Origin of the sequence: Mycobacterium colombiense (assembly GCF_003284975.1) — a bacterium.
GTDB classification, from domain to species: domain Bacteria; phylum Actinomycetota; class Actinomycetes; order Mycobacteriales; family Mycobacteriaceae; genus Mycobacterium; species Mycobacterium europaeum_A.
In genome coordinates this window covers 79346-105139 of sequence record NZ_QMEU01000003.1, presented here as the reverse complement: position 1 = coordinate 105139, position 25794 = coordinate 79346, and the positions used below count along the sequence as shown (strand labels likewise).

At 66.4% G+C, this 25794-nt stretch carries 27 protein-coding genes and 1 pseudogene; 12 read left to right on the top strand and 16 right to left on the bottom strand.

All coding sequences use genetic code 11. The features are described from left to right. Positions 1–189 precede the first annotated feature (189 nt). Together DQP58_RS27010 and DQP58_RS02340 are read right to left on the bottom strand one after the other, a co-directional pair. Positions 190–606 (bottom strand): Zn-ribbon domain-containing OB-fold protein, encoded by a 417-nt coding sequence (locus DQP58_RS27010; RefSeq protein WP_240629536.1) that lies wholly within the window; start codon positions 604–606, stop codon positions 190–192. Positions 607–638: 32 nt separating this feature from the next. Beyond that, the gene (locus tag DQP58_RS02340; RefSeq protein WP_112706931.1) at positions 639–1436 is read right to left on the bottom strand and encodes an SDR family NAD(P)-dependent oxidoreductase; all 798 of its coding nucleotides are present in this window, start codon (positions 1434–1436) and stop codon (positions 639–641) included. A gap of 191 nt (positions 1437–1627) precedes the next feature. Between DQP58_RS02340 and DQP58_RS02335 the strand changes: the two genes are divergently transcribed. Beyond that, positions 1628–2281, top strand: a complete 654-nt coding sequence (locus tag DQP58_RS02335; RefSeq protein WP_346427253.1) for a TetR/AcrR family transcriptional regulator — start codon at positions 1628–1630, stop codon at positions 2279–2281. Between the two features lie 25 nt (positions 2282–2306). Here the strand turns inward: DQP58_RS02335 and DQP58_RS02330 are convergent, their stop codons facing one another. From DQP58_RS02330 to DQP58_RS02320, 3 genes are all read right to left on the bottom strand, one after another. Further along, a complete protein-coding gene (locus tag DQP58_RS02330; RefSeq protein WP_112706891.1) occupies positions 2307–3584 on the bottom strand; it encodes a DUF427 domain-containing protein in 1278 nt (425 codons plus the stop codon). A gap of 22 nt (positions 3585–3606) precedes the next feature. Further along, positions 3607–4374, bottom strand: a complete 768-nt coding sequence (locus DQP58_RS02325; RefSeq protein ID WP_112706890.1) for an SDR family oxidoreductase — start codon at positions 4372–4374, stop codon at positions 3607–3609. Between the two features lie 98 nt (positions 4375–4472). After that, on the bottom strand, positions 4473–5084 hold the full coding sequence (locus DQP58_RS02320; protein ID WP_112706889.1) for a TetR/AcrR family transcriptional regulator: 612 nt from the start codon (positions 5082–5084) through the stop codon (positions 4473–4475). A 152-nt stretch (positions 5085–5236) separates the two neighbouring features. Here DQP58_RS02320 and DQP58_RS02315 point away from each other — a divergent pair, with 152 nt between their 5' ends. Next, a complete protein-coding gene (locus DQP58_RS02315; protein WP_112706888.1) occupies positions 5237–6046 on the top strand; it encodes an SDR family NAD(P)-dependent oxidoreductase in 810 nt (269 codons plus the stop codon). 5 nt (positions 6047–6051) lie between these two features. Here the strand turns inward: DQP58_RS02315 and DQP58_RS02310 are convergent, their stop codons facing one another. The 7 genes from DQP58_RS02310 to DQP58_RS02280 all read right to left on the bottom strand — a co-directional run bounded on the left by DQP58_RS02310 (position 6052) and on the right by DQP58_RS02280 (position 12522). After that, on the bottom strand, positions 6052–7179 hold the full coding sequence (locus DQP58_RS02310) for an acyl-CoA dehydrogenase family protein (RefSeq protein WP_165827773.1): 1128 nt from the start codon (positions 7177–7179) through the stop codon (positions 6052–6054). Further along, positions 7180–7821, bottom strand: coding sequence for a nuclear transport factor 2 family protein (locus tag DQP58_RS02305; RefSeq protein ID WP_112706886.1), 642 nt, complete (start codon positions 7819–7821; stop codon positions 7180–7182). Beyond that, complete coding sequence (locus tag DQP58_RS02300; RefSeq protein WP_112706885.1) at positions 7818–9458, bottom strand: class I adenylate-forming enzyme family protein; 1641 nt, start codon at positions 9456–9458, stop codon at positions 7818–7820. Before DQP58_RS02300 ends, DQP58_RS02305 begins: the two co-directional genes overlap by 4 nt. 18 nt (positions 9459–9476) lie before the next feature. Then, positions 9477–10244, bottom strand: coding sequence for an enoyl-CoA hydratase-related protein (locus DQP58_RS02295; protein ID WP_112706884.1), 768 nt, complete (start codon positions 10242–10244; stop codon positions 9477–9479). Positions 10245–10314: 70 nt separating this feature from the next. Then, positions 10315–11064: an SDR family NAD(P)-dependent oxidoreductase gene (locus tag DQP58_RS02290; protein ID WP_112706930.1), complete on the bottom strand. Its 750-nt coding sequence runs from the start codon at positions 11062–11064 to the stop codon at positions 10315–10317. Beyond that, entirely contained in the window at positions 11054–11692 is a 639-nt protein-coding gene (locus DQP58_RS02285) for a TetR/AcrR family transcriptional regulator (protein ID WP_112706883.1), read from the bottom strand. The genes DQP58_RS02290 and DQP58_RS02285 overlap by 11 nt, the downstream gene beginning before the upstream one ends. 2 nt (positions 11693–11694) lie before the next feature. Continuing rightward, positions 11695–12522 (bottom strand): MaoC/PaaZ C-terminal domain-containing protein, encoded by an 828-nt coding sequence (locus tag DQP58_RS02280; RefSeq protein ID WP_112706882.1) that lies wholly within the window; start codon positions 12520–12522, stop codon positions 11695–11697. A gap of 78 nt (positions 12523–12600) precedes the next feature. Here DQP58_RS02280 and DQP58_RS02275 point away from each other — a divergent pair, with 78 nt between their 5' ends. The 5 genes from DQP58_RS02275 to DQP58_RS02255 are packed head-to-tail and all read left to right on the top strand — an operon-like array spanning position 12601 to position 17141. Next, positions 12601–13698, top strand: coding sequence for an LLM class flavin-dependent oxidoreductase (locus tag DQP58_RS02275; RefSeq protein WP_240629534.1), 1098 nt, complete (start codon positions 12601–12603; stop codon positions 13696–13698). Beyond that, positions 13695–15194, top strand: coding sequence for a class I adenylate-forming enzyme family protein (locus DQP58_RS02270; protein ID WP_240629532.1), 1500 nt, complete (start codon positions 13695–13697; stop codon positions 15192–15194). Before DQP58_RS02275 ends, DQP58_RS02270 begins: the two co-directional genes overlap by 4 nt. Next, positions 15191–16357, top strand: a complete 1167-nt coding sequence (locus tag DQP58_RS02265; RefSeq protein WP_112706880.1) for an acetyl-CoA acetyltransferase — start codon at positions 15191–15193, stop codon at positions 16355–16357. The genes DQP58_RS02270 and DQP58_RS02265 overlap by 4 nt, the downstream gene beginning before the upstream one ends. Next, positions 16354–16749, top strand: coding sequence for a Zn-ribbon domain-containing OB-fold protein (locus tag DQP58_RS02260; RefSeq protein ID WP_240629531.1), 396 nt, complete (start codon positions 16354–16356; stop codon positions 16747–16749). Before DQP58_RS02265 ends, DQP58_RS02260 begins: the two co-directional genes overlap by 4 nt. After that, on the top strand, positions 16746–17141 hold the full coding sequence (locus DQP58_RS02255) for a nuclear transport factor 2 family protein (protein WP_240629529.1): 396 nt from the start codon (positions 16746–16748) through the stop codon (positions 17139–17141). Before DQP58_RS02260 ends, DQP58_RS02255 begins: the two co-directional genes overlap by 4 nt. A 171-nt stretch (positions 17142–17312) precedes the next feature. Here DQP58_RS02255 and DQP58_RS27005 read toward each other — a convergent pair. Next, positions 17313–17579, bottom strand: a pseudogene (locus DQP58_RS27005) (nuclear transport factor 2 family protein); the annotation flags it as partial. A gap of 32 nt (positions 17580–17611) precedes the next feature. After that, positions 17612–18886 carry a serine hydrolase domain-containing protein gene (locus DQP58_RS02245; RefSeq protein ID WP_112706877.1) on the bottom strand — a complete coding sequence of 425 codons (1275 nt, stop codon included), beginning with the start codon at positions 18884–18886 and terminating at the stop codon, positions 17612–17614. 112 nt (positions 18887–18998) lie between these two features. Here DQP58_RS02245 and DQP58_RS02240 point away from each other — a divergent pair, with 112 nt between their 5' ends. From DQP58_RS02240 to DQP58_RS02220, 5 genes are read left to right on the top strand one after another with little or no spacing between them, the layout of a single operon-like run. Continuing rightward, entirely contained in the window at positions 18999–21017 is a 2019-nt protein-coding gene (locus tag DQP58_RS02240; protein WP_112706876.1) for an alpha-ketoacid dehydrogenase subunit alpha/beta, read from the top strand. After that, positions 21014–21247 carry a lipoyl domain-containing protein gene (locus tag DQP58_RS02235; RefSeq protein WP_112706875.1) on the top strand — a complete coding sequence of 78 codons (234 nt, stop codon included), beginning with the start codon at positions 21014–21016 and terminating at the stop codon, positions 21245–21247. The genes DQP58_RS02240 and DQP58_RS02235 overlap by 4 nt, the downstream gene beginning before the upstream one ends. After that, on the top strand, positions 21244–22095 hold the full coding sequence (locus DQP58_RS02230; protein WP_112706874.1) for an enoyl-CoA hydratase/isomerase family protein: 852 nt from the start codon (positions 21244–21246) through the stop codon (positions 22093–22095). The genes DQP58_RS02235 and DQP58_RS02230 overlap by 4 nt, the downstream gene beginning before the upstream one ends. A gap of 6 nt (positions 22096–22101) precedes the next feature. Beyond that, a complete protein-coding gene (locus DQP58_RS02225) occupies positions 22102–22899 on the top strand; it encodes an enoyl-CoA hydratase/isomerase family protein (protein WP_112706873.1) in 798 nt (265 codons plus the stop codon). Positions 22900–22909: 10 nt separating this feature from the next. Beyond that, entirely contained in the window at positions 22910–23680 is a 771-nt protein-coding gene (locus DQP58_RS02220) for an enoyl-CoA hydratase/isomerase family protein (RefSeq protein WP_112706872.1), read from the top strand. 2 nt (positions 23681–23682) lie between these two features. Here the strand turns inward: DQP58_RS02220 and DQP58_RS02215 are convergent, their stop codons facing one another. Both DQP58_RS02215 and DQP58_RS02210 read right to left on the bottom strand, forming a co-directional pair. Beyond that, positions 23683–24885 (bottom strand): acyl-CoA dehydrogenase family protein, encoded by a 1203-nt coding sequence (locus tag DQP58_RS02215; protein ID WP_112706871.1) that lies wholly within the window; start codon positions 24883–24885, stop codon positions 23683–23685. A gap of 2 nt (positions 24886–24887) precedes the next feature. Beyond that, positions 24888–25700: an enoyl-CoA hydratase-related protein gene (locus DQP58_RS02210; RefSeq protein WP_112706870.1), complete on the bottom strand. Its 813-nt coding sequence runs from the start codon at positions 25698–25700 to the stop codon at positions 24888–24890. Positions 25701–25794 lie beyond the last annotated feature (94 nt).

Below are 25794 nucleotides of genomic sequence, written 5' to 3'. Positions count from 1 at the left end.
CCAGGCCCGGTTGAGAACTACCGGGATACGTTGTGAGGCCATCGATGTCGGCCAAGGTCAGACCGGCGTCGGCAACTGCGGCCACACATGCTTCGGCGGTGAGCTCCAGCGGATCCCGCCCCAGTCGACGACCGATTGCCGACTGACCGATGCCGCTGATGATGGTCCGATCGGTCAACGCCTTAGTCATCAGCGCTCCGGTTCGAACAACGGAATGAACACCTCGTCGTCACCATCTACACACCGGTCGAAGATGACGCGCACCGGCATGTTCTGGGTGACGTCGCCAGGTTCGACGTTCACGAGGTTGGTCAACAGGCGCACCCGTTCGTCCTCGACCGGATTCACGAACGCGATGAGGTAAGGCGGCGGGAACCCAGGGAACCATTGATGACGATTCACCGTCCAGGATTCGACAAACCCCCGGCCGCTGAGTTCGACGTATTCGGTCGCCGCATGGTCATGAGGGCACAACAGCGAGGGCGGCTGACAGAGCCGCCCGCAGGAGGTGCAGCGTTGCATGCGCAGCACTCCGTCCGCGCCCGAGGTCCAGAAGGGCCGATTCAGCCCGGTGAGCGCAGGGGCGGGACGGTGAGCTTCTGGCATTTGCGTCATGCGTTGTCGGGTGAATTGTCCTGTTAACCAAAGACTCCCGGCGATTGCGAGTAGTCCACCGTCGATAGCTCGGTCATGCCACCATCGACCTGCAGTATCGTGCCCGTCACGAATGCTGCGTCGTCTCCCGCCAAAAAAGCCACGGCCGGCGCGATCTCAACGGGATCAGCGCCGCGTTTCATCGGCGAGGCGGCTGCCGTCCGCGTGTAGTTGTCCCATTCGGTGCCGATCATCTTTTGCTGGGCCTCGGTCAGGGCAAACGGGCACACCGCATTTACTCGGATGCGGTGGCGAGCCCACTCGTTCGCGGCGACCTTGGTCAGCGCGGCCACCGCGCCTTTCGCCGCCGAGTAGGGGGCGGTGTAGGCGATGCCGGCCAGAGCAGACCCTGACACGAAGTTGATCACTGACGCCCGTCCGGACTCACGTAGAAACGGGAAGCAGAGCTGCATGAACCGGAAGGTCGCCTTGGGCCCGGTGGCCTCTGAGAGTTCCCAATCCTTGTCGGTAACAAGTTCCAGCGCCTTGGGCATGGCGAAGAACTGGGCCGCGTTGACCAAGACATCGATCCGGCCGTCCCCGGTATCAGCCACCTGATGCACGGCGGCTTCAATCGCTTCCCGGTGGGCCACATTGGCCTTGATGAAGGAGGCCCGCCCGTGAGTCGCACGAATCCGCTCTACGCGCTCCTGGCCCTTCTCTTCGTTCAAATCGACGATAGTGACATGGGCGCCCAGACCGGCCAACTCTTCAGCGATCGCTCCTCCCAATCCCTGGGCTCCGCCCGTGACCAGCGCGTATCTGTCCTCTAAACGAGACAACACTACTCCTTGCCGCCATGTAACAATGGAACATCGAGCGTTCAATTATCCAATGATTGCAGATCGCTGCGGCGGTGCCTAGTACACCCGCCTCGACCCCTCCTCGCGCAAGGGAGACCCCGCATCCATAGGACACGACGTCATCGCAGGGCCGGTGCGGCTCCGGGACGCAACGCCGCACGTCGCGTAGCATGAAGAACCGGGATCACTGCCGTCGGGCGCGTAGGGGTGTGATGTTGACTGATCCGGTCACCAGCGAAACGGAGGTCGCCGCCGAGGTCGACCGCCGTGACCAGATTCTCGATGCGGCAAACGAGTGCTTCACGCAGCTGGGCATCCAGCGCACCAGTGTGCAAGACGTGGCGCGCATGGCCAAGGTCTCGCGGGGCACCATCTATCGGTACTTCGTCGATCGCGACGTCCTGATCGAGGCGGCCATCGAGCATGGCGCCCAACGCTTCTACCGCGAAGTCGCCGCGGCGATGGCTAAGAAATCAACGCTGGCCGAACAGCTGGGCGCGATGGCCGAAACCCATGCGAAGATCCTTTTGGACCACCGGACTCGCAACCGGCTGATGGCCGATGATGCGGAATTGATGCGCCACATGGTCTCCGACGGCGACGCGGCCGTCCGCCGCACCACCAATTTTTTGGAACCTTATGTCCGCGACGCCCAGAAACGTGGCGAGGTCGGCGCCGGAGTCGATGTCACAGCTGGCAGCGAATGGCTGGCCCGCATCATCTATTCCTTCTCGACTGTCAATCAGGGTGTGACCTTCGACATGACCAAGCCGGCCACGGTCCGCCGCTACGTGGAGAAATTCGCGATCAACGGCCTGCGCTAACGCGGTCGCGAGTTCAGCGTGTTCATCACATAGCCGTGCGGCTATCGCGGCCCATCGCCGCGGGCTTGGTCGCGAACTCACGCACCATCGCCTGGATGGTGTACGACGCGGCGAGCCGTCCATCTCGGGCGAAGACCCGGCCGTCGCCCTGCACAAGCCCGCGTCCCGACCAGAAGGCGTGGTTGGAGTACAGCAGCCAATCCGCGATATCGACGTCGTCGTGAAATGCGATGGTGGCCTTCATGATTCCAGTCGACAAGGTGGCGTGCGCACGCGCCTCGCCCAGACCGGGATGCGGCAACATACCGGCGGCGATGGTCCAATGCGTCGTCGACTGAGCCAGCAACGCGGCGTTCAGATAGGGGGCCAGCGGCGCATCGCGGAACCGCACCCACGCATCGATCCTCGGCGGACCGACCCGATCGGGGTCCGGGTCATAGGCGCCGTCGACCACCCGGATCTCGCGGCCAGTCATCCCGAAGCCCGCAAACGGCACCGCAGCCTCGGGCCCCGGGACATCCGGCATCGGCTCGGTATCCCGCATGACGTCGGCGGCTCCAGAGTCCGCGAGCACCAACCCTGCGCTGCGCAGCACCCCGCTCTGGCTGATGCGTATTTCGGCCGACGAAAACGAGCGGCCCCGCCGGAGCACGTCGACGGCCAAGTCCACGGGCGCGTCAAACGAGGCCGCTTTGGCGAAGATCATCGATGCCGATGTGACGCGTTGCCCGGGCAGCGCTTTCGACGCGGCCACGACCGCCTCGCCGAGCAGCTGGCCGCCCTCGACGACATTGCGATGAGTCAGCCCATGTGCTGGCCCGATGAACCGGTTATCGGTCGTTGGCTGGACGTCGATGATCCTGCACAGCTCGGCGGCGTCTCCCCACAGCGGGAACGTCACCGCAACCGTCGAACCGTCCGGCCAGTCTTCGACGACAACCACACGCAGCGCGTCGTAGAAGGAAACGTGTCCCGCGATCGCCGCAACCTCCGGCAACGGGGTGCGGTAGGTCCACACGACGTTCTCGACGCCGGAGTCCGAGTCGTTGAGGCTCCAATAGCTCGCCCGACCCTTGAAAGGACATACGGTGCTGTGGTCCGACGGGCGGAACAGCTCCCATCGCACGTCTGATTCAGGAAAGTACAAGCGGTCCTCGTGGTCGGTCTCGGTCACCACAAGGCACTGGTTGCTCTCGGCAACGAGCACGTCACCAAACCAAGCCTGGCCCCGGTATGGACACAAGGTCGCCTCGATCCGGTAATCGGGGTAATCGGGCCATGCCGATTCGACTTGCGTTGTCATTGTTGCCCTCTCGTCGGCGGCGTCATTCCATCACCGCACGTCGCGGCCGTGACGGGGGACGGAGCACGAGTTGCTCGAGGCCGACGGCGGGAAAGTTCAACGCGCTGGCGAACGTTCCTGCGAGCATGTCGGCGACGTCGTCGGGCGACATCAACGTCTCCTGCAAGAGGCCGCGCGCCACCCAATCCCCGACGACCGTACCGAGCAGTTCGGGATCGAAGGCCGCGGTGAATTCGGTCGGAACCGTTCCGCCCACGGTGACGCAGCAGTACCGAAAGCCGGGATGCTCAGTGCGCCAGGCATTCAGGCTTTCGGAGAGCGCGGCCTTGCTGGCGGAATATGCGCCCAGTGCGGTCCGTGGTTGTCCGACGGTCTCGGAGGATAGGGCGCTGACGATCGCGGCGGGCGCGAGCACCGGCAAACAGCACTTGATGACTTGATGCACACCGACGACGTTGGCCTGCATCACGTCCATCCAATCGCCGATCGAGGTGTCGGCGAACATCCTCAACGGCGCGTACCCCACCGAGATGAACAGCAGGTCGATTTCACCAAGACTGTCTCGGGCCATATCGGCGAGCCGCGCGCAATCGTCAGCGTCACGCACATCGGCGATCACGGCGGCGCCGCAACCGGCTTCGGCAGTGACCTCGTCGAGACGGTCTCGTCGACGCGCCGCGACGAGCAGCTCGGCGCCCTCCTTGCCGGCGCGGACCGCGAATGCCCGCCCGATCCCGGCCGATGCGCCCACGACCACGACCCGTTTGCCGGCCAATGTCCGTTCGCCCATGTGCTGACCACCGATCGCGAATTCCGTACTGAAAGCCGTCCGACTTTTGGAGGACAATGGTACATCTCATGTTCAATTGAGTGATACGGCGTGGCCCTTCAGCGAAGCCCGTTGATGGCGAAGGCTTCCACATAGCGCCGGACGGTGTCCGGCTTGGACATGTCGAACGTCTGGGCCTCGTTGACCGTGGAGAATGACCAGATGATGCGGGCCAGCCATTCGCTTGCCGCAGTCACGTCGACGGCGGTGCCCACCTCGCCGCGGTCGCGCGCGGCCCGCACATAGGGCTCGAGAAATTGCGTGCTTCGCCGGACGGCCGTATCGCCGTCGGAGATCATGTGTCGCATCAGCTCGGCGTCATCGGCCATCAAACGGTTCCGCGTTCGATGGTCGAGCAGGATCCTGGCGTGCGTTTCCGCCATCGCCCCCACTTGCTCGGCCAGCGTGTTCTTTTCGGCCATCGCCGAAGCGACCTCACGATAGAACCGCTGCGCGCCGAATTCGATCGCGGCATCGATGAGCACCGTGCGGTCTTCGAAATACCTGTACACCGTGCCCCGTGACACCCTGGCTTTTCGGGCGACATCCTGCACGCTGGTGCGCTCGATGCCGAGCTGAGTGAAGCACTCGTTCGCCGCCTCGAGAATCTGGTCCCTGCGATCGAATTCCCCGTCCGATTCAACATCGGCAGGGGCGGGTCTCGTCGACATGCCGCTCCATGTTACGCGACAAATTTCGCCGTTGTGTTCCGTCCGTGGGCCGATTTGTCACACACTTGGGCCCACATAGTAGTCATTGCGACATATTACGTACTGCTGTCTAGTATGGCTGGCATCGGTAGTGACGCCAAAAGTGAGGCAGCGTGGAGCTTGGAGTGGCAGGGCGCAACTTCGTTCTCGTCGGCGGGACGACCGGTATCGGGTTCGCCGCCGGGCGGCAGCTCGCGGCCGACGGTGCCAACGTGGCGCTGCTGGCTCGTAACGGAGAGCGCGCCCGAGCGCGGGCCGAGCAATTGACAGCAGACTACGGAGTGCGGGCGGTCGGAATCGCCGTCGACGCGGCCGCCCCGGGCGACGGGGTGGATCGCGCCGTCGACGAGGCGGCCGCGAGCCTGGGACCGCTGCGCGGCCTGGCCGTCACCGCGGGACCGATGAATCAACAGGGGCCGTTCCTCGAACACGGCGACGAGTCGTGGGACTGGTATTACCAGTTGATTTTGATGGGAACCGTGCGTTCCTGCCGCGCGGTCATCCCGCACCTGCAACGCAATGGCGGTGGAACCATCGTCACGACGGCCGCGTATTCCGTTCGGGCGCCGAAGATCCTGATCCCGCCGTACAACGCGCTCAAGGCGGCGGTGCTGACGTTGTCGAAGATCCTGGCGAAAACACATGGCCCCGAGGGCATCAGGGTGAACACCGTCTGCCCCGGGCTGTTCGACACCGAGGTCAACGACTTCATCCGCGCCCGGCGGGCCGCGGAGTACGGGGTGGCGTTAGAGGACGCGATCTACACACACCTCGCGAGCAACCCGGACTGGAACATGCGGGTCGCCCTCCGCCGCGGCGGGCGCCCCGAAGAAGCGGGCGAACTGATCGCCTTTCTGCTCAGCGATAAGGCGGAGTTCATGACCGGAGCGGCCGTCAACATCGACGGCGGCACGGACTTCTGACGCCCTCAGAGCCCGATTTCGTCGGCGACGAGCCCCCGGTGATAGGACGCGTCACCCAGCAGATGCCCCGAGGATTGGGCCCGCTTGAAGTACAGATGGGCGGGATGCTCCCAGGTAAACCCGATGCCACCGTGAATCTGGATATTGGCGGCAGCGGCCCGGGCGTACGCCTCGGAACTGCACGCCTTGGCCAACGACGCCACCGCCGGCAGTTCGGGCGAGCGTTGGGCCGCGGCCCGCACCGCGTAATAGGCGGCCCCGCGGGCACATTCGATGTCCAGGAAGAGGTCGGCGCACTTGTGGCGGATGGCCTGGAACGAGCCGATGGGCTTGCCGAACTGTTTGCGCGCCTTCGCGTAGGCGACGGCCATCTCGAGGCAGCGTTGCGCGCCGCCGACCTGTTCGGCGGCCAGCGCGGCGCAACCGAGCGCGAGGGTCGACCGCAACAGTCCCTCCGCGCCGCCCAACCGGCCGACGAGCGAGGCCGGCGTTGCGGTGAATTCGACGCGGGCCTGCTTTCGGGTCTGGTCCAGGCTGGACAGCGCGCGTCGGGCGACGCTGTCGAACCGGTCGACGGCGAACAACGACAACCCGGAGTCGGCCTGGGCGGCCACCAACAGCACATCGGCGCTGCAGCCGTCGAGGACATAGGTTTTCGCTCCGTCCATCACCCAGCCGTGTGCCGTCTCTCGCGCCCGCGTGTGGATCGCCCCGGCTTCCCAGCGGCCCGACTCCTCGGTGACCGCCAGGCTGGCGATGGTCGCTCCGGACGCAATGCCCGGCAGGTAATGCCGTTGGGCGGCGTAGTCACCCGAATCGAGCAGCGCGTTCGAGGCCAACACCGTCGATGCGAAATATGGCGAGGGAGCCAGGGCTCGGCCCAATTCCTCGGCGACGATGCCGAGTTCGACGAACGTGTACCCCTGACCGCCGAATTCTTCGGGGATTGCGAGCCCGACCAGGCCCAGTTCGCCGGACATTTGCGCCCACAGCGACGAGTCGTAGCCCACCGGGCTTTCCATATGGCGGCGCACGTGCACCTCGTCGGCCTTGCTTTCGAGAAAAGAGCGCACGACGCGGCGCAACTCATCCTGCTCGTCGGTGAATCCGAATCCCATTGCTTGGGCCGACATTTAAGGCTCCGCAGTCCGGCGTCCGGTCGGGCTCACCCGCGGTGCTTCAGCGCCCCGGCGCAGGGTGCGCAGCCACTGGCCGACGGCGGCGGGGGCCGGGACCGGCGCGTCGAAGCGTCCGGGGTCGGCGGCCCAGAATGCCTCCCAGGACGGGAAGGCGTCGTGAAACGACCCGTCTTGGCTCGGGCTGCCGGGCCAGTGCACCTTCCGCGGACCCACCGGCGGCTCGGTGATGTCGCTGCGGTACCAGAACAGCGGGGTCCGGCGCGCGAAATACCAATGGCCGCCGCGCCGTTCGTAGCGGTCCAGATAAGCCAGCATTTCTACGAACCACGCGGCCTCGGTTTCCAAGTCGTTGCGCGAGTAGACAAGACCGCTCGCGGTATCGGTGTCGTGGACGTCGATGACGTGGCCCAGGACACCGTGCGCGCTGCCCAGCAGCGTCGGACGGACCTCGGCGTCGTACCACTGGCGCAATGCGTCGCGGCCGTGGCGCTTGCCCGGCACCCCGATGTCATCGACGAAAAGGCTAGCCAGAGAATTGAAGTCGCGCATGTCCAGCGCCACCGCGTACCGCGCCGCCAGCTGACGGATTTCCTCGATGGCCTCCAGTCGGGCGATCCGCGCCTCCAACTCGGTCATGCCAGCTCCCCGGACGTGACAAGCTGCACCAGCCGTGGCTTGTCGATCTTGTTCGTAGTGGTGTACGGCAGCCGATCGGCGTCGGGGAGAATGACCCACCGCTTCGGGACCTTGTAGGCGGCAAGTTCGTTGCGGCATGCCGCCGCGAGTTCATCGGGTGAGGCGCACCGCCCCTGGTTGAGCACGACCACGGCGCAGACGAGCGCGCCCTTGTCCGCGTCCGGAACGCCGACGACATAGGCGATCCGCACGCCGTCGACCCCGCCGATCACCGCCTCGACCTCCACCGGTGCGACGTTGGCGCCCGAGGATTTGATCATGTCGTCGGTGCGTCCGGTGAAGAACAGGAACCCATCGTCATCCAGATATCCGGCGTCCTTGGTGTGGTACCAGCCGTCAGCGTCGAACAGATCGCTGAGCTGCCGTCCGATCATGCCGCGCATCATCGCGACTCCCCGCACACAGATTTCGCCGACGGTGCCGTTGGACACCTGCGCACCGGACTCGTCGACGACCTTGTGCTCGTAGCCGGGTGCGGCAACCCCGAGTGAACCGCGCTTGCTTTCGGGCACCGGTTCGTGCGGTGGCCACCAGGTGTGGGAACTGCACGTTTCGGTCATCCCCAACTGCGTCACCAGCAGTGACGGATCCGCCGCGCGCAGTTCCGGAGGCAGCAGCACCTGGTGGTATCCCCCGCGCAGACTTGACAAATCGGCGGAGGCGAAGTCGGGATGATTCGCCAGCGCGCGCCCGATATGCGGGAATCCCGTTGCGTAAGTGGCACGTTCGGTTTCGAGTAGGCGCAATACTTCGCCGGCGTCGAACTTGTGCTCGGTGAGAATGGTGGCACCGGTCTGCATCGGTCCGAGCAGACCGAAGACCAGCCCGGCGACCCAGAAGAACACCATCGGAATGTAAACGCGATCGTCGGGCTTCCACTCGTGCTGCGTGGCGACGAACCGAGAGTGCGTTATCACGGTGCCGTGCGTGTGGATGACACCCTTCGGGTCGGAGGTGCTTCCCGACGTGTAGATGACGACCAGGTCGTCGGACGGGCGGACGGTGGCTTCGCACGCGCGCAGAAACGCTTCGGGGACCGGGTCCGGCCATGCGCTGGGCCAGGGGCGCCCGGCCCCGCCGAGCCCAAAGACATTGCGCAACTGGGGCAGCCGTTCGAGGGTCAGCGGTACGCCCGGGGCCGGAAAACCGCCCGTCGCATCTCCGACACGTGCCAGCATGTCCTTGCCGAGTAGCGAGTCGACCGACATCAGGGTGTGGATGTCGGCGTCGCGCAGCAGCCAGCTCAACTCCGGCGGCTGAAAGAAGGTGTTGATCGGCACCGCCACGGCGCCGATCCGGGTGGCGGCCAGGAAAGCGACCGCAAAATCGGGTCCGTTCGGCGCCAGGATTCCGACCCGAACACCTTTCGTGACGCCCGCCGCGAGCAACCGTCGCGCCATCTCGGCGGACCGAGTAACGGCCTGCGCATAGGTGATTCGCTCGATCGCCCCTTCGCCCGCTGCGGAAATGACGAAGTCGTCGTCCCCATAGGCGGCTACCAGGTCGACCAGCATCGCCGGGACGACCGGTGCGTACGGCATCGGTTCGTAGGCGAAAGTCCGTGCCGTCTCACTCATCGCGCGCCATTCCACTGCTCATTCCACGACCCACCGCGGTTCCCGGTTTTCCGCGAACGCGAGCATGCCTTCCCGGTAGTCGGGATGGGTCAGCTGGTGTTGCAGCACATAGCGATACGCGACGTCGTTGGCCGCGCGTAACCCGACATCGAGACTGCTCCACATCGCCTTGATCGACGCCTGGACCGTCGCCGGCGAGAGTTTCGCGATGTCCAGGGCGATTTCGCGCGCCCGCTGTTGCAGCCGGTCCGCGGGCACGACCTCGTTGATCAGGCCGACCTCGTAGCCGCGCTGGGCGCTGATCCGGCCCTGCTTGGTCATCAGCCCGAGTTGCATCACCATCGACAGCGGCATTCTGCGCAGCAGCACCGCGGGCTCGAGCGCGAACACGTTGCCGACGGCCAGATGCGTGTCGATCAACTCGGCGTGCTCGGCCGCGATGATGAGGTCGGCATCGGCGACCTGATGCAGCCCACCGCCGACGACCATTCCATTGAGGGCGCAGATTACCGGCTTCCACACGTTGTGGTGCAGCCGCGAGCCGGGAACCTTGTTGCGAATGCCGCCCTCGGCCGTTGCCCGAATGTCCTGGCCCGCGGAGAACGCCCGGTCGCCGGCTCCGGTGATGATGGCGACCCGGATGTTCGGGTCCTCCCGCACCCGTGCCCACGCGATGCCGAGTTCGGTGCGGGTCAGGTCGTCGGTGGCGTTGAGCCGCTCCGGTCGGTTGATCGTGATGGTGGCGACCTGCTCGCTGACGTCGAACAGGATTCTCTTCAGTTCCACGACATCCCCTGGCATCGATTCGTAGCACTAAACACTACATCAACATCTGTCTTGTCGTTCCGCGTCGCCGTCATGGCATCCACTGCCCACCCGACACCGAAATCAACTGGCCGGTGACGTGTTTGGCGGCGGGTGAACAGAGAAACGCCACCACGCCCGCCACGTCGTCCGGCTCACCGATGTTGCCGGTCAACGTTGTCTCGCGCATTTGTGCCAGCTCGTCCTCGGTCTTGCGCGACAACAGCCACGGTGTCGCGGTGGTGCCGACCACGACGGTGTTGACCCGGATGGCGTGCAGACCGAGCTGAACGGCCATCAGCCGGCTCAGCCCTTCGACACCGGCCTTGGCGGCCGCATAGGCGGGCGGCCCGGTGCGCACCCCGTGGGCCGACACCGAGCTGACGTTCACGATGGCGCCGCCGCCGTGGGCGACCATCTGCCGTGCGGCGACCTGCGCCATCACGAAGGTGCCCTTGAGATTGACCTCGACGATGCGGTCCCAGTCCTCGTCCGTCTGCTCGAGAAACGTGCCGGGCAGCGTCATTCCCGCGTTGTTGACCAAGGCTCGAACGGGACCGTACCGGCCATCCAGTCCGCTCAGCGCGTCCTCGACCGCCTGACGGTCGATGATCGATACGTTCATCGGGACGAGCAATCCCGATCTTGCGTCCTCCGAATCCTGGGCGCGCGCAATGGCCTTCGCGTTCACGTCGATCGCGGCCACCCGGTACCCGCCGCGAATGAGCTCGGCCACAATCGATTCCCCGATGCCTCGCGCTCCCCCGGTGACGACGGCAAGGGGGTGGGAGTCACCCGACACGCTGCCCACCCGCCCGCCTGGCCCCAGAAGTCGTGCCGGTCCGTTCGATCGCAACGATCGAGGGGCGCACCAACTCCACGGATTCGGTCATCAGTTGCGACAAGTCACCCCGGCCACCGCCGGCGACCCACGAATCGATCGCGGCGCGGTTGGCGGCGTTGATCAGCGTGGCGGCCAGTCGAGGCCGCAAGTCCGGCTCAGTTTCGCTGCCCAGCCAGCGGGCCACTTCAGTCGTGAGCTGATCGATCCAGTCCTCGTTGATCCGGAGCATGGTCGCGCGCAAGGCCGGCAACCCGTGGTACATCCGCGCGCGCACCAAGAACATGTCGGGCTGATCGGCGATCGCCTGCGCAACCGCCACCGACGTCTCGGCGAGTGCGTCCCACAGGGAGTCGGAGCGTGCGGCACGAAAACGCCGGATCGCTTCCTGCAGCCGTTCGGCGTAACCGTCGAACAGGATGTCTTCCTTGCTGGCGAAGTGATGGAAGAACGTGCGCGGCGCGACCCCGGCCGCCGCCGAAATCTGATCGACGGTGGTTCCCTCGTAGCCCTGAGTGCTGAACAGCTCGATCGCCGCGTGGATGAGCGCCTGTCGGTTGCGCAACCCGCGGGCCCGCCGTTGGTCCATGCTCACTTCCCTGCCAGCGTGGCGGTTCCGGAGCTCAGGGCGACGGCGTCACCCTGCAGCGTCCGGAAACGCACCGAACCGTCGGTTCGCCAGATCTCCGTCCGCAGCGGCGCATCGAGCTTCACCTGCTTGGAGAACCGGCAGCCCAAGGATGTCAGGGAGCGGGGGTCCCCGTCGCCGATCCGGTCGATCACCGCCCGCGCGGCGAACCCCAACGTGCACAGCCCATGCAGGAAGACGTCGTCGAAGCCGTACTTTCGGGCTGCCTCGGGGTCGATGTGCAGCTGGTTGCGGTCCCCCGAGAGCCGGTAGAGGGCGGCCTGCTCGGGCCGCACGACGTCGTCGAACACCGCGTCCGGCGGGCCGTCGGGATCCGGTTCGGCAGCGGGTCCACGGTCGCCGCCGAAGCCCCCCGCACCGAGCACCATGGTTTGGGACGTCGCGACGAACACGGTCCCTTCCGAGTCGGCACCTCGGCTGGTCAACTCCACGGCAGCGTGTTTGCCCTTGTCCCACACGGCCGACACCTCGGCGTGCACCGACAGTTCCCCGGTGGCACCTATCGACCGGTGCAGCTGAAGCGATTGCGCCGCATGCACGATCGGGTGCGTCCCCAGATCGAGCACACTGCGCAGATCCTTGACGGCGCAGAAGTTGGCCACCAGGGCGAAAGTCGGCAGCACGTCGGGGCCGTGAGCCTCGTTGAGCAGTCTCAGCTCCGACGGTGGGCGGGCGCCCACGCCCAACGCGTACAGGATCACGTCGGTCTCGCTCCAGCGGAAGGTGCTCGGCGGCAGAGCGGTTCCGACCGCAGAGTCCGAGAGAACCACGACACCCCCTACTGAACGGATTGACGATATGTGTTTAATCGTGCATTATTGTGGCAGTCAGTGCAACTACTTTTGCCGATGCGGAAAGCGGGAGGGACCGACATGAAGTTCGGCGTGTTCATCCTCGGCGACAAACCCAACCACCTCAGCGAGCGCGAGGTGCTGGCCAACGTGCTCGAGGAGGCGCGCTGGGCGGAGGAGCTCGGTTACGACGAGATCTGGCTGGCCGAACACCACTTCTCCCCCTACGGCATGCTCCCGGACCTGCCGCAGGTGGCGACGGCCATCGCCGCGCAGACCGAACGCATCCGAATCGGCACCGCGTGCATGGTGGCGCCCTTCCACGAGCCGATCCAGCTGGCCGAACGCATCGCGCTGGTCGACGTCCTGTCCGGCGGGCGCTTCGACGCCGGCTTCGGGCGTGGCTACCAGGCGCATGAATTCACCGGCTTCGGTATCTCGATGGACGAGGCTACCGGGCGATATCAGGAGTGCGTGGAAATCGTCAGCCGCCTGTTGACCGAAGAGAACGTCAGCTTCCACGGCAAGTACTTTCGGATCGAGGACGTCACGATCTTCCCGCGGCCGGTGCAGCAGCCGATTCCCGTGTGGGGCACCGTGATGAAGACGCCGTCGAGCTTCGAGTGGCTGGCCGAGAAGGGTTTCGGGGCGATCATCGGCAACCCCTACCAGGTGGACCCGGATCTGCAGGGCGCGCTGGACATCTACCTGAAGGTGCAGTCCCAGAAGGGACTTGACGCCGCCACCGGCAACGTGTGGGCGCTCCTCAACGCCTTCTGCCACGCCGACGATGCGTTCGCCCGCAGCTACCCGCGCGAGAGCGTCGAGCTCTCCATTCAGACTCATCGCCAGTATTCGAGCCCGTTCGAGCGCGGCGGCGAGATACCGGCCGACTACAAGGCCTACTCGGACTGGTTCGAGAAACACGACAAGCAGAGTTACGAGCAAGTGCTCAACTCGCACCTGACGCTGATGGGTGATCCCGACCGCATCGTCGACAAGATGCGAACCGTCATCGACATGGGCTGGCGCAACATCATTTTGCGCATGTCGCGCGGCGGCGCCATGGACCGCACCAAGGTGTACGAGTCGATGAAGTTGTTCGCCCAAGAGGTGATCCCCGCGGCGACCGAGCTCGCGGCAGCCGCGGCTTGAACCAGCAACTCGCCGACCGCATCCGCACGGTGCTCGCCCTCGACCCGCGGGCGCCCGCGATCGAGTATGAGGGTCGATGGGTGGATTGGCAGGGATTGTCGGACGCCGCCGCGGGCCTCCAAGGTTGTCTGCGGGCGGCCGGTTTGGGCCAGGGTTCTCCCGTCGGGCTGGTGCTGCGAAATCATCCCGCGATGGTCGGCGCCGTGCTTGGCGTGTTGCTGACCGGAGGTTGCGTGGTCACGATCAGCCCGTCCCAGGGTGACGCCGGGCTCTGCGCGGACATCCGCGAGCTGCGGCTGCCCGCGGTGGTGGCCTTACCGACCGACTGGGAGCGCACGGGAGTGGTCGACGCCGCCGCCGGGGCCCTGGGTGTTCGCGTATCGAGTGACCCGGCCGGCGCGACCGTTGTGGAGGGCTTGCAACATTGCGGACCGGGCCCGTTCCGCCCGCCCGGTGACGGCGTGGCCGTCGAGATGCTGACGAGCGGCACGACCGGTCCGCCCAAGCGAATACCACTGTCTTACAGCTCGTTTGAGCACACCGTCGCGGCGGCGGGCGCGCATTACCGGGTTGGCGCCGGGCACGACTCGGAACCGAGGCTGCGTTCGGGCGTCGCGATCGTCTCCTCGCCGCTGGTGCACATGTCCGGGCTGTTCCGCACGCTGCTCAACATCTGCGAGGGAAGAAAGATTGCGCTTCTCGAGCGATTTCGCGTTTCCGATTTTGTGGACTTGCTACTTCAGCACCGTCCGAAGGCCGTGAGCCTGGTGCCGTCGGCGATGGTGATGGTGCTCGAAGCCGGGGTGGATCCGGAGGCCTTCTCGAGCGTCGAGGTGGTGACCTCGGGCACCGCACATCTGCCGGTCGACGTGCAGACGAGGTTCGAGTGCCGCTACGGCGTCGCGGTGCTGCCGTCCTACGGCGCAACGGAATTCGCTGGCGGCGTGGCCGGCTGGAACCTCGCCCTGCACCGGCAGTGGGCCAGCGCCAAACGTGGAAGCGTGGGGCGCCCGCAGCGCGGCCGGGAGATCCGCGTCATGTCCCTGGAAGGGGACACCGAGATGCCGCGCGGCCAGCAGGGCCGCATCGAGGTTCGCACCACCGGCGGGGACTGGGTGCGGACCACCGACCTCGGCCGGGTCGACGCCGACGGCTTTGTGTTCGTCGACGGGCGCACCGACGACGTCATCATTCGCGGCGGTTTCAAGGTCAATCCGGCCGAACTTGTCGGCGTACTCCGCGAGCATCCGGCGGTGCGCGATGCCGGGGTGACCGGCCTGCCCGATGAACGTCTTGGCCAGGTGCCGGTCGCGGCGGTCGAGTTGGCCGACGGCGCCCGCGTCACGCCGGAGGAGTTGCTCGCCCATGTGCGTGAACGATTGAGCCGCTACTACGTACCGGCCCGGCTAATCATCGTCGAACAGCTGCCCCGCACACCCTCGCTCAAGGTCAGCCAACCCGCGCTGCGCGAACTCTTTGACGGGACACCACGTTGACGACCCGAGGTGTGGCCGCCATTGTCGGTGTCGCCGATGAGGTTTCGGCGAGCGGAGTGATCGACGTTCCGCTGCGCGAGCTCGAGGCGCGGGTGATCACCGCCGCGCTGGCCGACGCGGGTTTGTCGCTGCGCGACGTCGACGGCCTGTGCACCTGCACCGGCGGAACGCTCATGCATGCGGTGGAACTGGCCGAGTACCTGGGGATAGCACCGCGCTTCACCGACGCGACGCAGACCGGCGGCGCCAGCTACGGGTTGTATGTCGAGCACGCCGCCGCAGCGATCGCGGCTGGCGAAGCGCAGACCGTGGTGATCGTCTACGCCTCGACGCCGCGCGCCGCGCGCAAACGCGGTGAAAAGGGCCTCGGCGTCTTCGCCACCCCCGAGCGGCTGGAGTGGGAGACGCCGTTCGGGGTGATGCTCCCGATCAGCGCCTACGCCCTGGCGGCCAACCGGCACATGGCGACTTACGGGACGACGCCCGAACAGCTGGGGCAGATCGCCGTCGACACCCGGCGGTGGGCCGCGCTGAACGAGCGGGCTCACCTGCGCGAGGCGATCAGCGTGCAGGACGTCCTGAACTCGGGCTTCCTCGCCGAACCGCTGCACAAGCTCGAGTGCTGTCTGGTCACCGACGGCGCCGCGGCGCTGGTGGTCACCAGCGCCGAGCGCGCGCGAGACCTGGCCAAGCCGCCCGCCGTCGTCCTGGGGGCGGCGTCGGCGGCCTCGCACGCGATGATCTCCCAAATGCCCGACCTCACCGTTACACCGGGTGCTCGCTCGGGGCCGGCCGCCTTCCGTGCCGCGGGGCTCACCCCTGCCGACATCGACGTGGTCGAGCTCTACGACTCGTTCACCATCACGGTATTGCTGGCGCTCGAAGACTTGGGCTTCTGCGACAAGGGCGAGGGCGGTCCGTTCGTCGCGGACGGCGCGTTGGGGCCCGGGGGCACGCTGCCCGGTCAGACGTCCGGCGGCGGCCTGGCCTACACCCACCCCGGGGCGTTCGGGGCCTTCCTGCTCGTCGAGGCCACGCGGCAGTTGCGCGGCGAATGCGGCGAACGTCAGGTCCCAGAAGCGAAAACGGCTGTCGCACATGGCACCGGCGGGGTGCTCTCGGCCACCTCGACGGTGATCTTGGGAACGGAGGCGACGCTGTGACCGATACGCTGCCTGTCCCGCAGCCCAGCCCGGTGTCCGCGCCGTTCTGGGACGCGACCCGCCGTCACGAGTTGACGGCCCAACGATGCGAATCGTGCGCGCGGCTCGTCTGGTACCCGCGGTTCGTCTGCCCGCACTGCGGCGGGTCGTCGCTGGTGTGGGAGAAGCTGAGCGGCGACGGAGTCGTCCATGCGGTCAGCGTGCACCACCGCGCCGCGCTTCCCGCCCTCGCCGACAAGGTGCCGTATTCGGTGGTGCTGGTCGATCTGGACGAAGGTGTCCGCATGATGTCCAACGTCTTCGGCCCCCCTCCCTCGGTCGGTGACCGCGTCAGGCTGGCGTGGGTGCCGCTCGAGGACGGCCGCAACCTCGCTGTCTTCGAGCCGAAGTGAGTCCTGATCCCGGGCTGCGGCACGCCCGCGAAGAGCTCGTGCTCCGCCACGTCGCGGCCGAGAATGCGCGCGATCTGGAGGCGGCGATGGCCACCTTCACCCACCCGCGCTACGAGATCATCCCCACCGGAACCGTTTTCGACGGCGACGAGGCCGTCCGCGCGATGCTGTTGCGGCAGTGGGCGGATCTGCCCATGCTGCGTTACGCCGCCGAGGCGATCTACCATGGCGACGACGGCCTGGTCGTGGAGACCCGGACGACTGCACCTGACACGCCGCTCGACATGTTGAGCGTCAACGTGTTCGGCTTTCGCGGGCCCGATCTGGTGTTGGAACGGTGTTACTTCGACCGGATGCTGCTCGCGCAGCTCGAGTCGATCCGCGCGCCCTAGCCGATCGACGCGCGCCGGTCTTCGGTCGCTTCGACGACGACCCGGGGTGCGCGATCCGCCACCGACCCTCACCGTCGAGCGAGTATTTGTCCAGGTAGCGGATGTGCATGACGTGGTTGTGGCCGCTCGGTTCGCCGTCGCGAAAGTGGTTGCGGTGCAGTAGATTTCGTCGATAGCCGACTTCTCCTCGACGACATAGAGTGCTTGGCCGATGAGGTGGGCCGTGCGCGGCCAGCGCGCGACGATGCCAATGATCCGTTGGATCTCGTCGTGACCCGTCATCGTTTTCGGTTCGCGCCCCGGCCTTTCGACGAGCACGGAGGCGTCGGGCACGAACACCGCGAGCAGCGCGTCGCGGTCGCGGCGATCGAGCGCCGCCGCATACCGGCGAGACAACGCCTCAATCTCCGCATGGGGAACTGCCCGCGAGAGATCCATCTGCGTTCGCGTACCGGCCGGAGGTTTGCGGTTCAGCGGCCGGCGGTTTCGGTGCGCACCCGGTCGGAAAATCTTGCACCGAAACGGGCTACGGTGACAAGCCCACTGCCGTGCGCCTCGTTGACGGAACGCTGCAGCGGTATCAGCAGGGGCACGAAGAGGAGTTGGTCGGCGACCATCGGGGTCAGCAGCCGGTTGTGCACGAAGCCGAACGAGCTCTTGGTAATCGGGTCGGCCCAGCCGATGGTCCCGCCAAGACCGGCATGCCCGAAGCCCCGCAGCAGGCCCGGCACCGGTGATCCGTGGTAGCCCAGGTGAAAGGACATCGGGAAGAAGACGTTCAGGTCCGGCCGGAAACTGCGCCTGCCCGTCAGCGACGCGACCAATTCCTCCGACAGGAATCGCTGTCCATCGATACTTCCGTCGTTGGTGAGCGCCCCGTACATCTTGGCCAGCCCCCGTGCGGTCACCACCGCGTTCACCGCGGGCACCTCGCTGTCCAGCAGCGCCATGTCGCCCTGCAGCAGGGAGGTGATGCCGGGTACGTAGGTCGCACCGAGCGGACCCGGAACCGGCAGTTTGGCCATCGTGGAAATCACCCGGCCGAGCACCGCACCGCCCGAGAAGCGTTGCGGGAACATCGTTTGGGCGGCCTTGGTGGGCGCGTCGGCCGGCGGCCGCCCCAGATGAATACCGTCGGTGTCCAGTGGTCGCGCGATCTCCGTGCGGAACAGCTCCCGCATGCCCTTGCCGGTGACCGCGCGGGCCAATCCGGATGCCAACCAGCCAAAAGTGAACGCGTGATAGGCCGCCCGGCCGGCGAGGCGGTCAAGCGGTGCCGCGGCCAGTCGCTCTTCCATGAACCGGTGATCGAGCAACTGCTCGGTGGTGATGGCACCGAGCCGGGACAGACCCGTCGTGTGACGCAACATGTCACGCACGGTGATCTCGGACTTCCCGTTGGCGCCGAACTCGGGCCAGTACTGCGCGATCGGGACGTCGTAGGAGAGCAACCCACGGTCGGCGAGCCGGTGCAGGACCGTCGAGGCCACTCCCTTGCCCGCGGAGAAGACCATCGCCCCGGTGTCCGCGGACCAGGGCACCGTGCCGTCACGATCCGACCAGCCGGTCCACACGTCGACGACGGGTTCCCCATCAACATATACGGACAGCGCCCCACCGCCATATCGCGGGCCGGGAAAAAGCTTGGCAAAGGTCTTCACTGCGCAGGCGAATCGTGGGTCGGCTGCACCGTGCACATGGGCGGGCAGACCGTCACCGGCTTGCAGGGCTAGTCGCTCGGGCATGGCAATCGGAGTTCCCCTCGTTCGTCAAGCGAGCCGCCATCGGACGACTGAACAAATATCGTCATATTGTATTGTATGCTCGTCGGCGAGTGCGCATCGCAAAGGAGGGGTGATGGCCACGCAGGTAGATAACCGAACCCAGGCCCCAAGCAGCGACCGTGCCATCGAGTTGTACCGCCTGATGAGCAAGGTGCACCACAGCGACCAGCGCGTCCAAAAAGGGCTGTCCTCCGGTGAAATCGCGATGAGCTACTGGCCGGTGGACGGTCAGGAGGCGATGTCGGCCGGGGCCGCGCTCGCCCTGTCCGGCACGGATCAACTGGTCACCACTTACCGCGGACTCGGCGACGTGGTGGCCAAGGGCATTGACCTACCCGGGTACTTCGCCGAGATCTTGGGCCGCGGCAGCGGGTTGTCGAAGGGCAAGGCCGGCGCCATGGGCATTTACGACCCCGAGCATGGCATCGCCTGGACCACCGGCATCGTGGGCGCCGGCCCCCTGATCGCGAACGGGATCGCACTGGCGGAGGCCGCCAAGGGCAGCGATCGCGCGGTGCTGGTGAGCTTCGGCGACGGGGCCACCAGCATCGGCTACGTCCACGAGGCCATGAACATGGCGGCGCTGTGGGCGCTTCCGGTGGTGTTCTTCTGCCAGAACAACGCGTGGGCCGAATGCTCCCCGGTCGCCGGCTACACCCGCACACCGCGATTGTCCGACCGCGCCGCGGGCTACGCGATGCCCGGCGTCACGGTCGACGGGACGGACCCCCACGCGGTCTACCGGGCAGTGGCCGAGGCGGCCGAGCGGGCTCGCTCCGGGGCCGGGCCGTCGTTCGTGGAGGCCGTCGCCTACCGCCTGCAGGGGCACTACTTCGGCGACCAGATGCTCTACGCCGACCCCGACGAGCTGGCCGCCAAGCGTGCCGACCCGCCGTTCGGGCGGTATCGGCGGCGGCTCATCGACGCGGGTCTGGCACGTGAGGCCGACCTGGACCGCATCGATTCGGACCTGGTTGCCGAGATCGACGTGGCCTTCACCGCCGCGCGCGACGCCGAGCCCCCCGGCGATGACGAACTGACCCGCGACGTGTTTGGCGCCCACGGCACCGAGCTGGCGGCACCGACGACAGAGCGCGCCGCGATTCCGCAGGGCGAAACGGAGACCCTCGGCCTCGTGCAGGCGATCCACCGCACTCTGGATCGCGCGATGGCGGCTGACGATTCGATCGTGCTGCTCGGGGAGGACATCGCCGACCCGTCGGGCGGCATGTTCAAGGTCACCGCGGGGCTGTCCACCAAGTACGGCAGCCTGCGGGTGCGTGACACCCCCATCGCGGAATCCTCGATCATCGGCGCCGCGATCGGTGCGGCTCTGGGCGGTCTGCGGCCGGTGGCGGAGCTGATGTTCATGGACTTCCTCGGCGTGGCCATGGACCAGATCGCCAACCACGCGGCCAAGATTCGCTACATGTCCGGCGGACGGCAGGGCGCCCCGGTTGTCATCCGCGCCATGGTCGGCACGGCGGCCGGCCCGCAGCACTCCCAGGCCTTCGAGGCGTGGGCGATGCACACACCGGGCATCAAGGTCGTGTGGCCCAGCACCGCCGCCGACGCTGTCGGGCTGCTCAACGCCTGCCTGGCCGAGGACGATCCCTGCCTGTTCATCGAGTCGATGAAGCTCTACTACGGCGGCGGCAAGGGGCCCGTGCCGACAGCCGACTACGTGATCCCGCTCGGTCAGGCCGACGTCAAACGCGCCGGAACCGACGTCACGATCTGCACCTACGGCAGCCTCGTGCACGCCGCGCTGACCGCCGCCGAACAGCTTGCCGCCGAAGGCGTTTCGGTGGAGGTGGTCGATCTCCGCACCCTGGTGCCGTTGGATCTGGCCACCGTCGTCGAATCCGTCCGCAAAACCCGTCGGCTTGTCGTCGCCCACGAATCGGTCGGGTTCTGTGGCCCGGGAGCAGAAATCGCCGCGGCCGTCGGGGCAGAGCTCTTCGGCGTGCTGGCGAGCCCGATTCAGCGCGTGGCCGGAACGTACTCGCCCATCCCGCGGGCGGCGAATCTGGAAGCCGCCTGCCGTCCCGACGCCACGCGACTCGTCGAAGCCGTCAGGAGGATCGCGTGATCCAGGTGCGGATGCCGAAGCCGGGCGACGCGATCACCGAGGCGGAGGTGACGGAGCTCTACGTGGCGGACGGCGCCCACGTCTCCGAGGGCGATGCGCTGTACCAGATCGCCACCGACAAGGTCGAAATGGACATCGAAGCGCCGGCCAGCGGCATCGTCAGGTGGAAGGTCAGCGCCGGGACGACCTATGACGTCGGCGAACTGCTCGCCGTGATCGAGGCACAGTGAACGCGCTGCCGAACTCCGTCGACGTCGACCTCTGCGCCGCCGAGCTCAACGGCAGGATCGACGGCGACACCCTGACCGTCACCATCAACCGACCGGAGAAGAAGAACGCCGTCACCGCGGATGGCTATCACGGAATCAAACGGGCCGCGATGATCGTCGCCGACGAGCCGGACCTGAACTTCCTGGTGATCACTGGGACGGGCGACGTCTTCTGTGCGGGCGGCGACATGAACGCCGTGCAGAATCCCGACCGCGGGTGGGACGCGTTCACCGAGTCTTACGACGGCACACCATTCGAAACGCTCGGCAAGATACCGAAACTCGTCGTCTGCGCCGTGAACGGCATCGCCATGGGTGGCGGCTTGGTGATGACGTTGTTCGCTGATCTCGTCATCGCCTCCGATCGCGCCCGATTCCGCGTCCCGGACCTCACCCGCGGCGTGTACGAGGCGTTTGTTGCCGCCCGATTACCGCAACGCCTCGGCACGCTGCGCGCCAATCACCTGATCTACGGCAATGATTGGGTCGACGCGCAGGAGGCCGAGCGTCTCGGGCTGGTCGGCAAGGTCGTCGCGCACGACTCCCTCGAGTCGGAGGTCGATGCCCTGCTCGAGCGAGTCCGCAAGACCGGACCCGCCGCCCGCGCAGCCGTCAAGCGTGAGATGGCGCGGGCGCTGCCACCCGTGGATGTGACCGGCTACTGGTCGTCGATCGGCACCGCCGAGCAGATCGAGGCCTTTACGGCGTTCCTGCAGAAGCGACCTCCGGCTTGGGCGGTCAGCCGCGATCGAGACGCGTTCGTTCAGACCAGACGAGCGGCGTGGCTGTCGCCGCAAGAGGATGGCTGACCACCCATGACCGAGCTACCGCACGGCACATCGGAACTGACCGGGTGCGAGGAGATCCTCGTCGCCACCGACGGTCCGGTCCGGATCGTGACGCTGAACAATCCCGACGACGCCAACGCGGTCAACAACAGGATGCACACTGCCTTCACCCGGCTGTGGACCGCGCTGGCCGAGGACCCCGACGCGCGCGCGGTGCTGATCACCGGTACGGGGGACTACTTCTCCGCCGGCGGAAACCTGGTGGAGTGGTTGGAAACCCACGTCAACAACCCGGTGACACGGCGCGCCGGGATGCGCGACGCACGCCGCATCGTGCGCGACATGATCGACTTTCCGCTGCCCGTGGTCGCGGCCGTCAACGGGCCCGCGGTCGGCTTCGGGTGCAGCATCGCCGTGCTGTGCGACATCGTCCTGATGTCCGAGCGGGCTTTCTTCGCCGACACTCATGTCGCGAGCGGACTGGTCGCCGGCGACGGAGGTTCGGTGCTGTGGCCGCTGTTGATGAGCCTGTTGAAAGCCAAGGAATATCTGATGCTCGGCGAACGCATCAAGGCCGAAAAGGCCGTCGAGTTGGGCTTGGCCAACCGGGTGGTGCCGCACGCGGAGATCAAGCAGGAGGGGCTGTCGATCGCCCACCGGCTGGCCGCGTTGCCTCCGAGGGCCGTGCAGGACACCAAGCGCACGCTGAACCTGCACGCCCAGCGCGCGATCACCGGCATCCTCGAATACGGGATCTCCGCCGAGACAGAATGTTTCACCACGCCCGAGCACCGGGCCGCCATCGACAAGTTCCTCGGCCGGTAAGGGCGATCCGATGGAGAACGACACCGGCGCGGATGCTCAGCTGATTCGCCGCGAAGACAAGGACGGCATCGCCGTCCTTCTCCTCAATCGACCACACCAGCGCAACGCCTTGTGCTACGAAACCTGGACCGAGCTGTCGATCGCGCTCGGCGGAGTGGTTGCGTACGGCGACCGCGCGTTGGTGTTAGCCGGCGCCGGAGACTTCTTCTGCGCCGGTGGGGATTTGAAGACAGGGCCGGCACGCGGCGATGGTCCGTTGGGCCCTGCCGGCCGCGTCGAGCACGCCCAACGCGTGATGGAACAACTCAAAGCTGTGCCAGTACCGACGATCGCAGCAGTCGAGGGTGCGGCCGTCGGCCTCGGCTGGAGCTTGGCGCTGGCGTGCGACCTCGTCGTGTGCGCTTCCGACGCATTCTTTGCCGCCCCGTTCGTCGCGCGTGCGGTGGTGCCCGACGGCGGATTGGCCTGGCGCTTAACGCAACAGCTAGGCCGCAACCGCGCTGCCTCGTTACTGCTACGAGGAACACGACTGCCGGCCAGCCAGGCCGAGCAGCTCGGGCTGGTGACCGAGATCGTCGAACCCGGATCCGCCGTCAACCGCGCCCTGTCCATCGCTGACGAACTCTCCCGGGCCGACGCCGGGGCGGTCGAAATGACCAAGCGGCTGATCAATTCCGCCGAGGCCGCCCAGCTCGCCGCCTTCCATCCGCTCGAGCTGGCGATGGCGACCGTGGCGCAACAACGTTCGGCGGCCGCCGAAGGACGAGCCGCCTACTCCTGACGTCAGCGCGGCATTCCCAACCCGACCGTCGAGATCAGATCGCGCTGGATCTCGCTGGTGCCACCGCCAATCGTGTGCAGCACCGACAGCAACAAACCTTCGGAGAAGTGCCCGTCGAGCACCGCGTCAGGGTCATCGGGCATGAGTTCGCCTCCCGGACCCAGGATCTGGGCCCCGAGTCCGCGTAGCTCGGCGGTCAATTCGGAGTGATAAAGCTTCGACAACGACGGCAGCGCGGGGTCCAGCTCACCGGCGGCCTGCAGGTGGGCGACCCGATAGGACAGGGCGCGGCCCACCTCGACGCGTTCGACGGCGCGGGCCAGCGCGATGCGGTTGGCCGGATCGGACAAGGGATCATGCGCCGAGCCCTTCTGCGCGTGGCACCAGTCGATCAGCTCGTCGAGATAGCGTTGCGCCTGGGCCGCCCTGGTGATGTTCGACCGCTCGGCGTCGAGCAGCGCCTTGCCGACCGTCCAGCCGTCCCCCTCGGCGCCCACCAGGTTGGCGGCTGGCACGCGCACACCGTCGAAGAACTCCTCCGCGAACGTCGGATAGCCGGTCATGGATCGGATGGGCCGGCGCGTGATTCCCGGACTTTCCAGGTCGACGAGGAAGAACGAGATTCCGGCCTGGCGCTTGTCCGACACCGGCGAGGTGCGGGCCAGCACGAAGATCCAGTCGGCGAGCACGCCGTTGCTCGTCCAGGTCTTTTGTCCATCAAGGACGTACTCGTCACCGTCTCGCCGGGCCGTCATGCGCAGCGAAGCCAGGTCCGAGCCGGCCTCAGGCTCTGAATAACCCTGCGCCCACATGCGTTCCGAGCGGGCAATCGCCGCCAGGTGCTCGGCCTTCTGCTCGGGCGTCCCGTACTTGAACAACACCGGCGCCAGCATGTTGACGCCGTTCGTGTTCACCAGCGGAGCGCCCGCATACGCGAGCTCTTCGCGGATCACCACCTGTTCGACGATTCCGCGCCCGCCGCCCTCGTATTCGGCTGGCCAATGCGGCACGAACCAACCTTGCTCGTGCAATGCCCGGCAGAACACGACCGCACGCTCGTGGGCATCGCGCGGCAGGTAATCGGGATTCGCGGCAGTGCGGCGGAATTCGTCCGGGAGGTTCGCTGCCAGCCACTCTCGGATGGGGGCCCGTAGTGAATCGGTGCTTTCATCACCGCCGAAGCGAATGATCGGCTTCAAAGGCATGGCTAGATGCGTTCGGTGGGTTTGGAGCCCTTCTTCATCAGCTCCGCCATGAATTCCTGGAACTCCTTGCTGCCGGTCACCATCGCCTGCAGGTCGTTGGTGGACTGCTGATGCGTCCGGAACCCCATCGTCTCCCACGCGCGAATGACGCCGGATTTGACGGCCTGCAACGTGATGAGCGGCGCCTTGGCGATCTGTTCGGCGAGGTTCTCGACGGTGGCCTCGAGTTGGTCGGCGGGCACGACGCGGTTGACCAGTCCGAACTCGAGGGCTTCGGCAGCGCTCAGCCGTTGAGCGGTATACAGGTATTCGGCGGCCCGCTTGTAGTTCATGAAGACCCAAGGCTCGAACATGGTCTCGGCGCCCGGCAGCCCGAATCCCGGGACCAGGGGCATTTGGAACCACGCGTCCTCGGAGCAGACGGTGATCTCGGGGATCAGCGCCCAGGTCGTGCCTCCGCCGATCGCATACCCGTGTACCTGGGCGATCACCGGCTTCGGGAATTCCCACAACTTCAGCACCGGCCACAGGAACAACTGCGCGGCGGAGCGCCAAACCTTTCCGGACGCTTGCAACTCGGCGATGAATTCGGGGTACGCGCCGGTCGGAATGTGGCCGGAGCAGAATCCCTTGCCGTTGGCCTTGATGATGACGACCTTGATGTCATAGTCGTACTGCGCATCGTCCAGCGCCTCATTGACGCTGTGGACCATTTCCGAGCTCTGAGCGTTGGCGGCGTCCGGGTTGTTGAGGATGATCCGCGCGATCGGGCCGTCCTTCTCATAGATCACGTGCTCGAGTTCTCGCGTTTCCATCGTTCGTCCTCCTCAACACCGGGCAGACGATCACCGCGTCGTCAGCATGGTGCAACTATACAGATTATGTATTAGTGTTCTTTGGCGAAGGGAC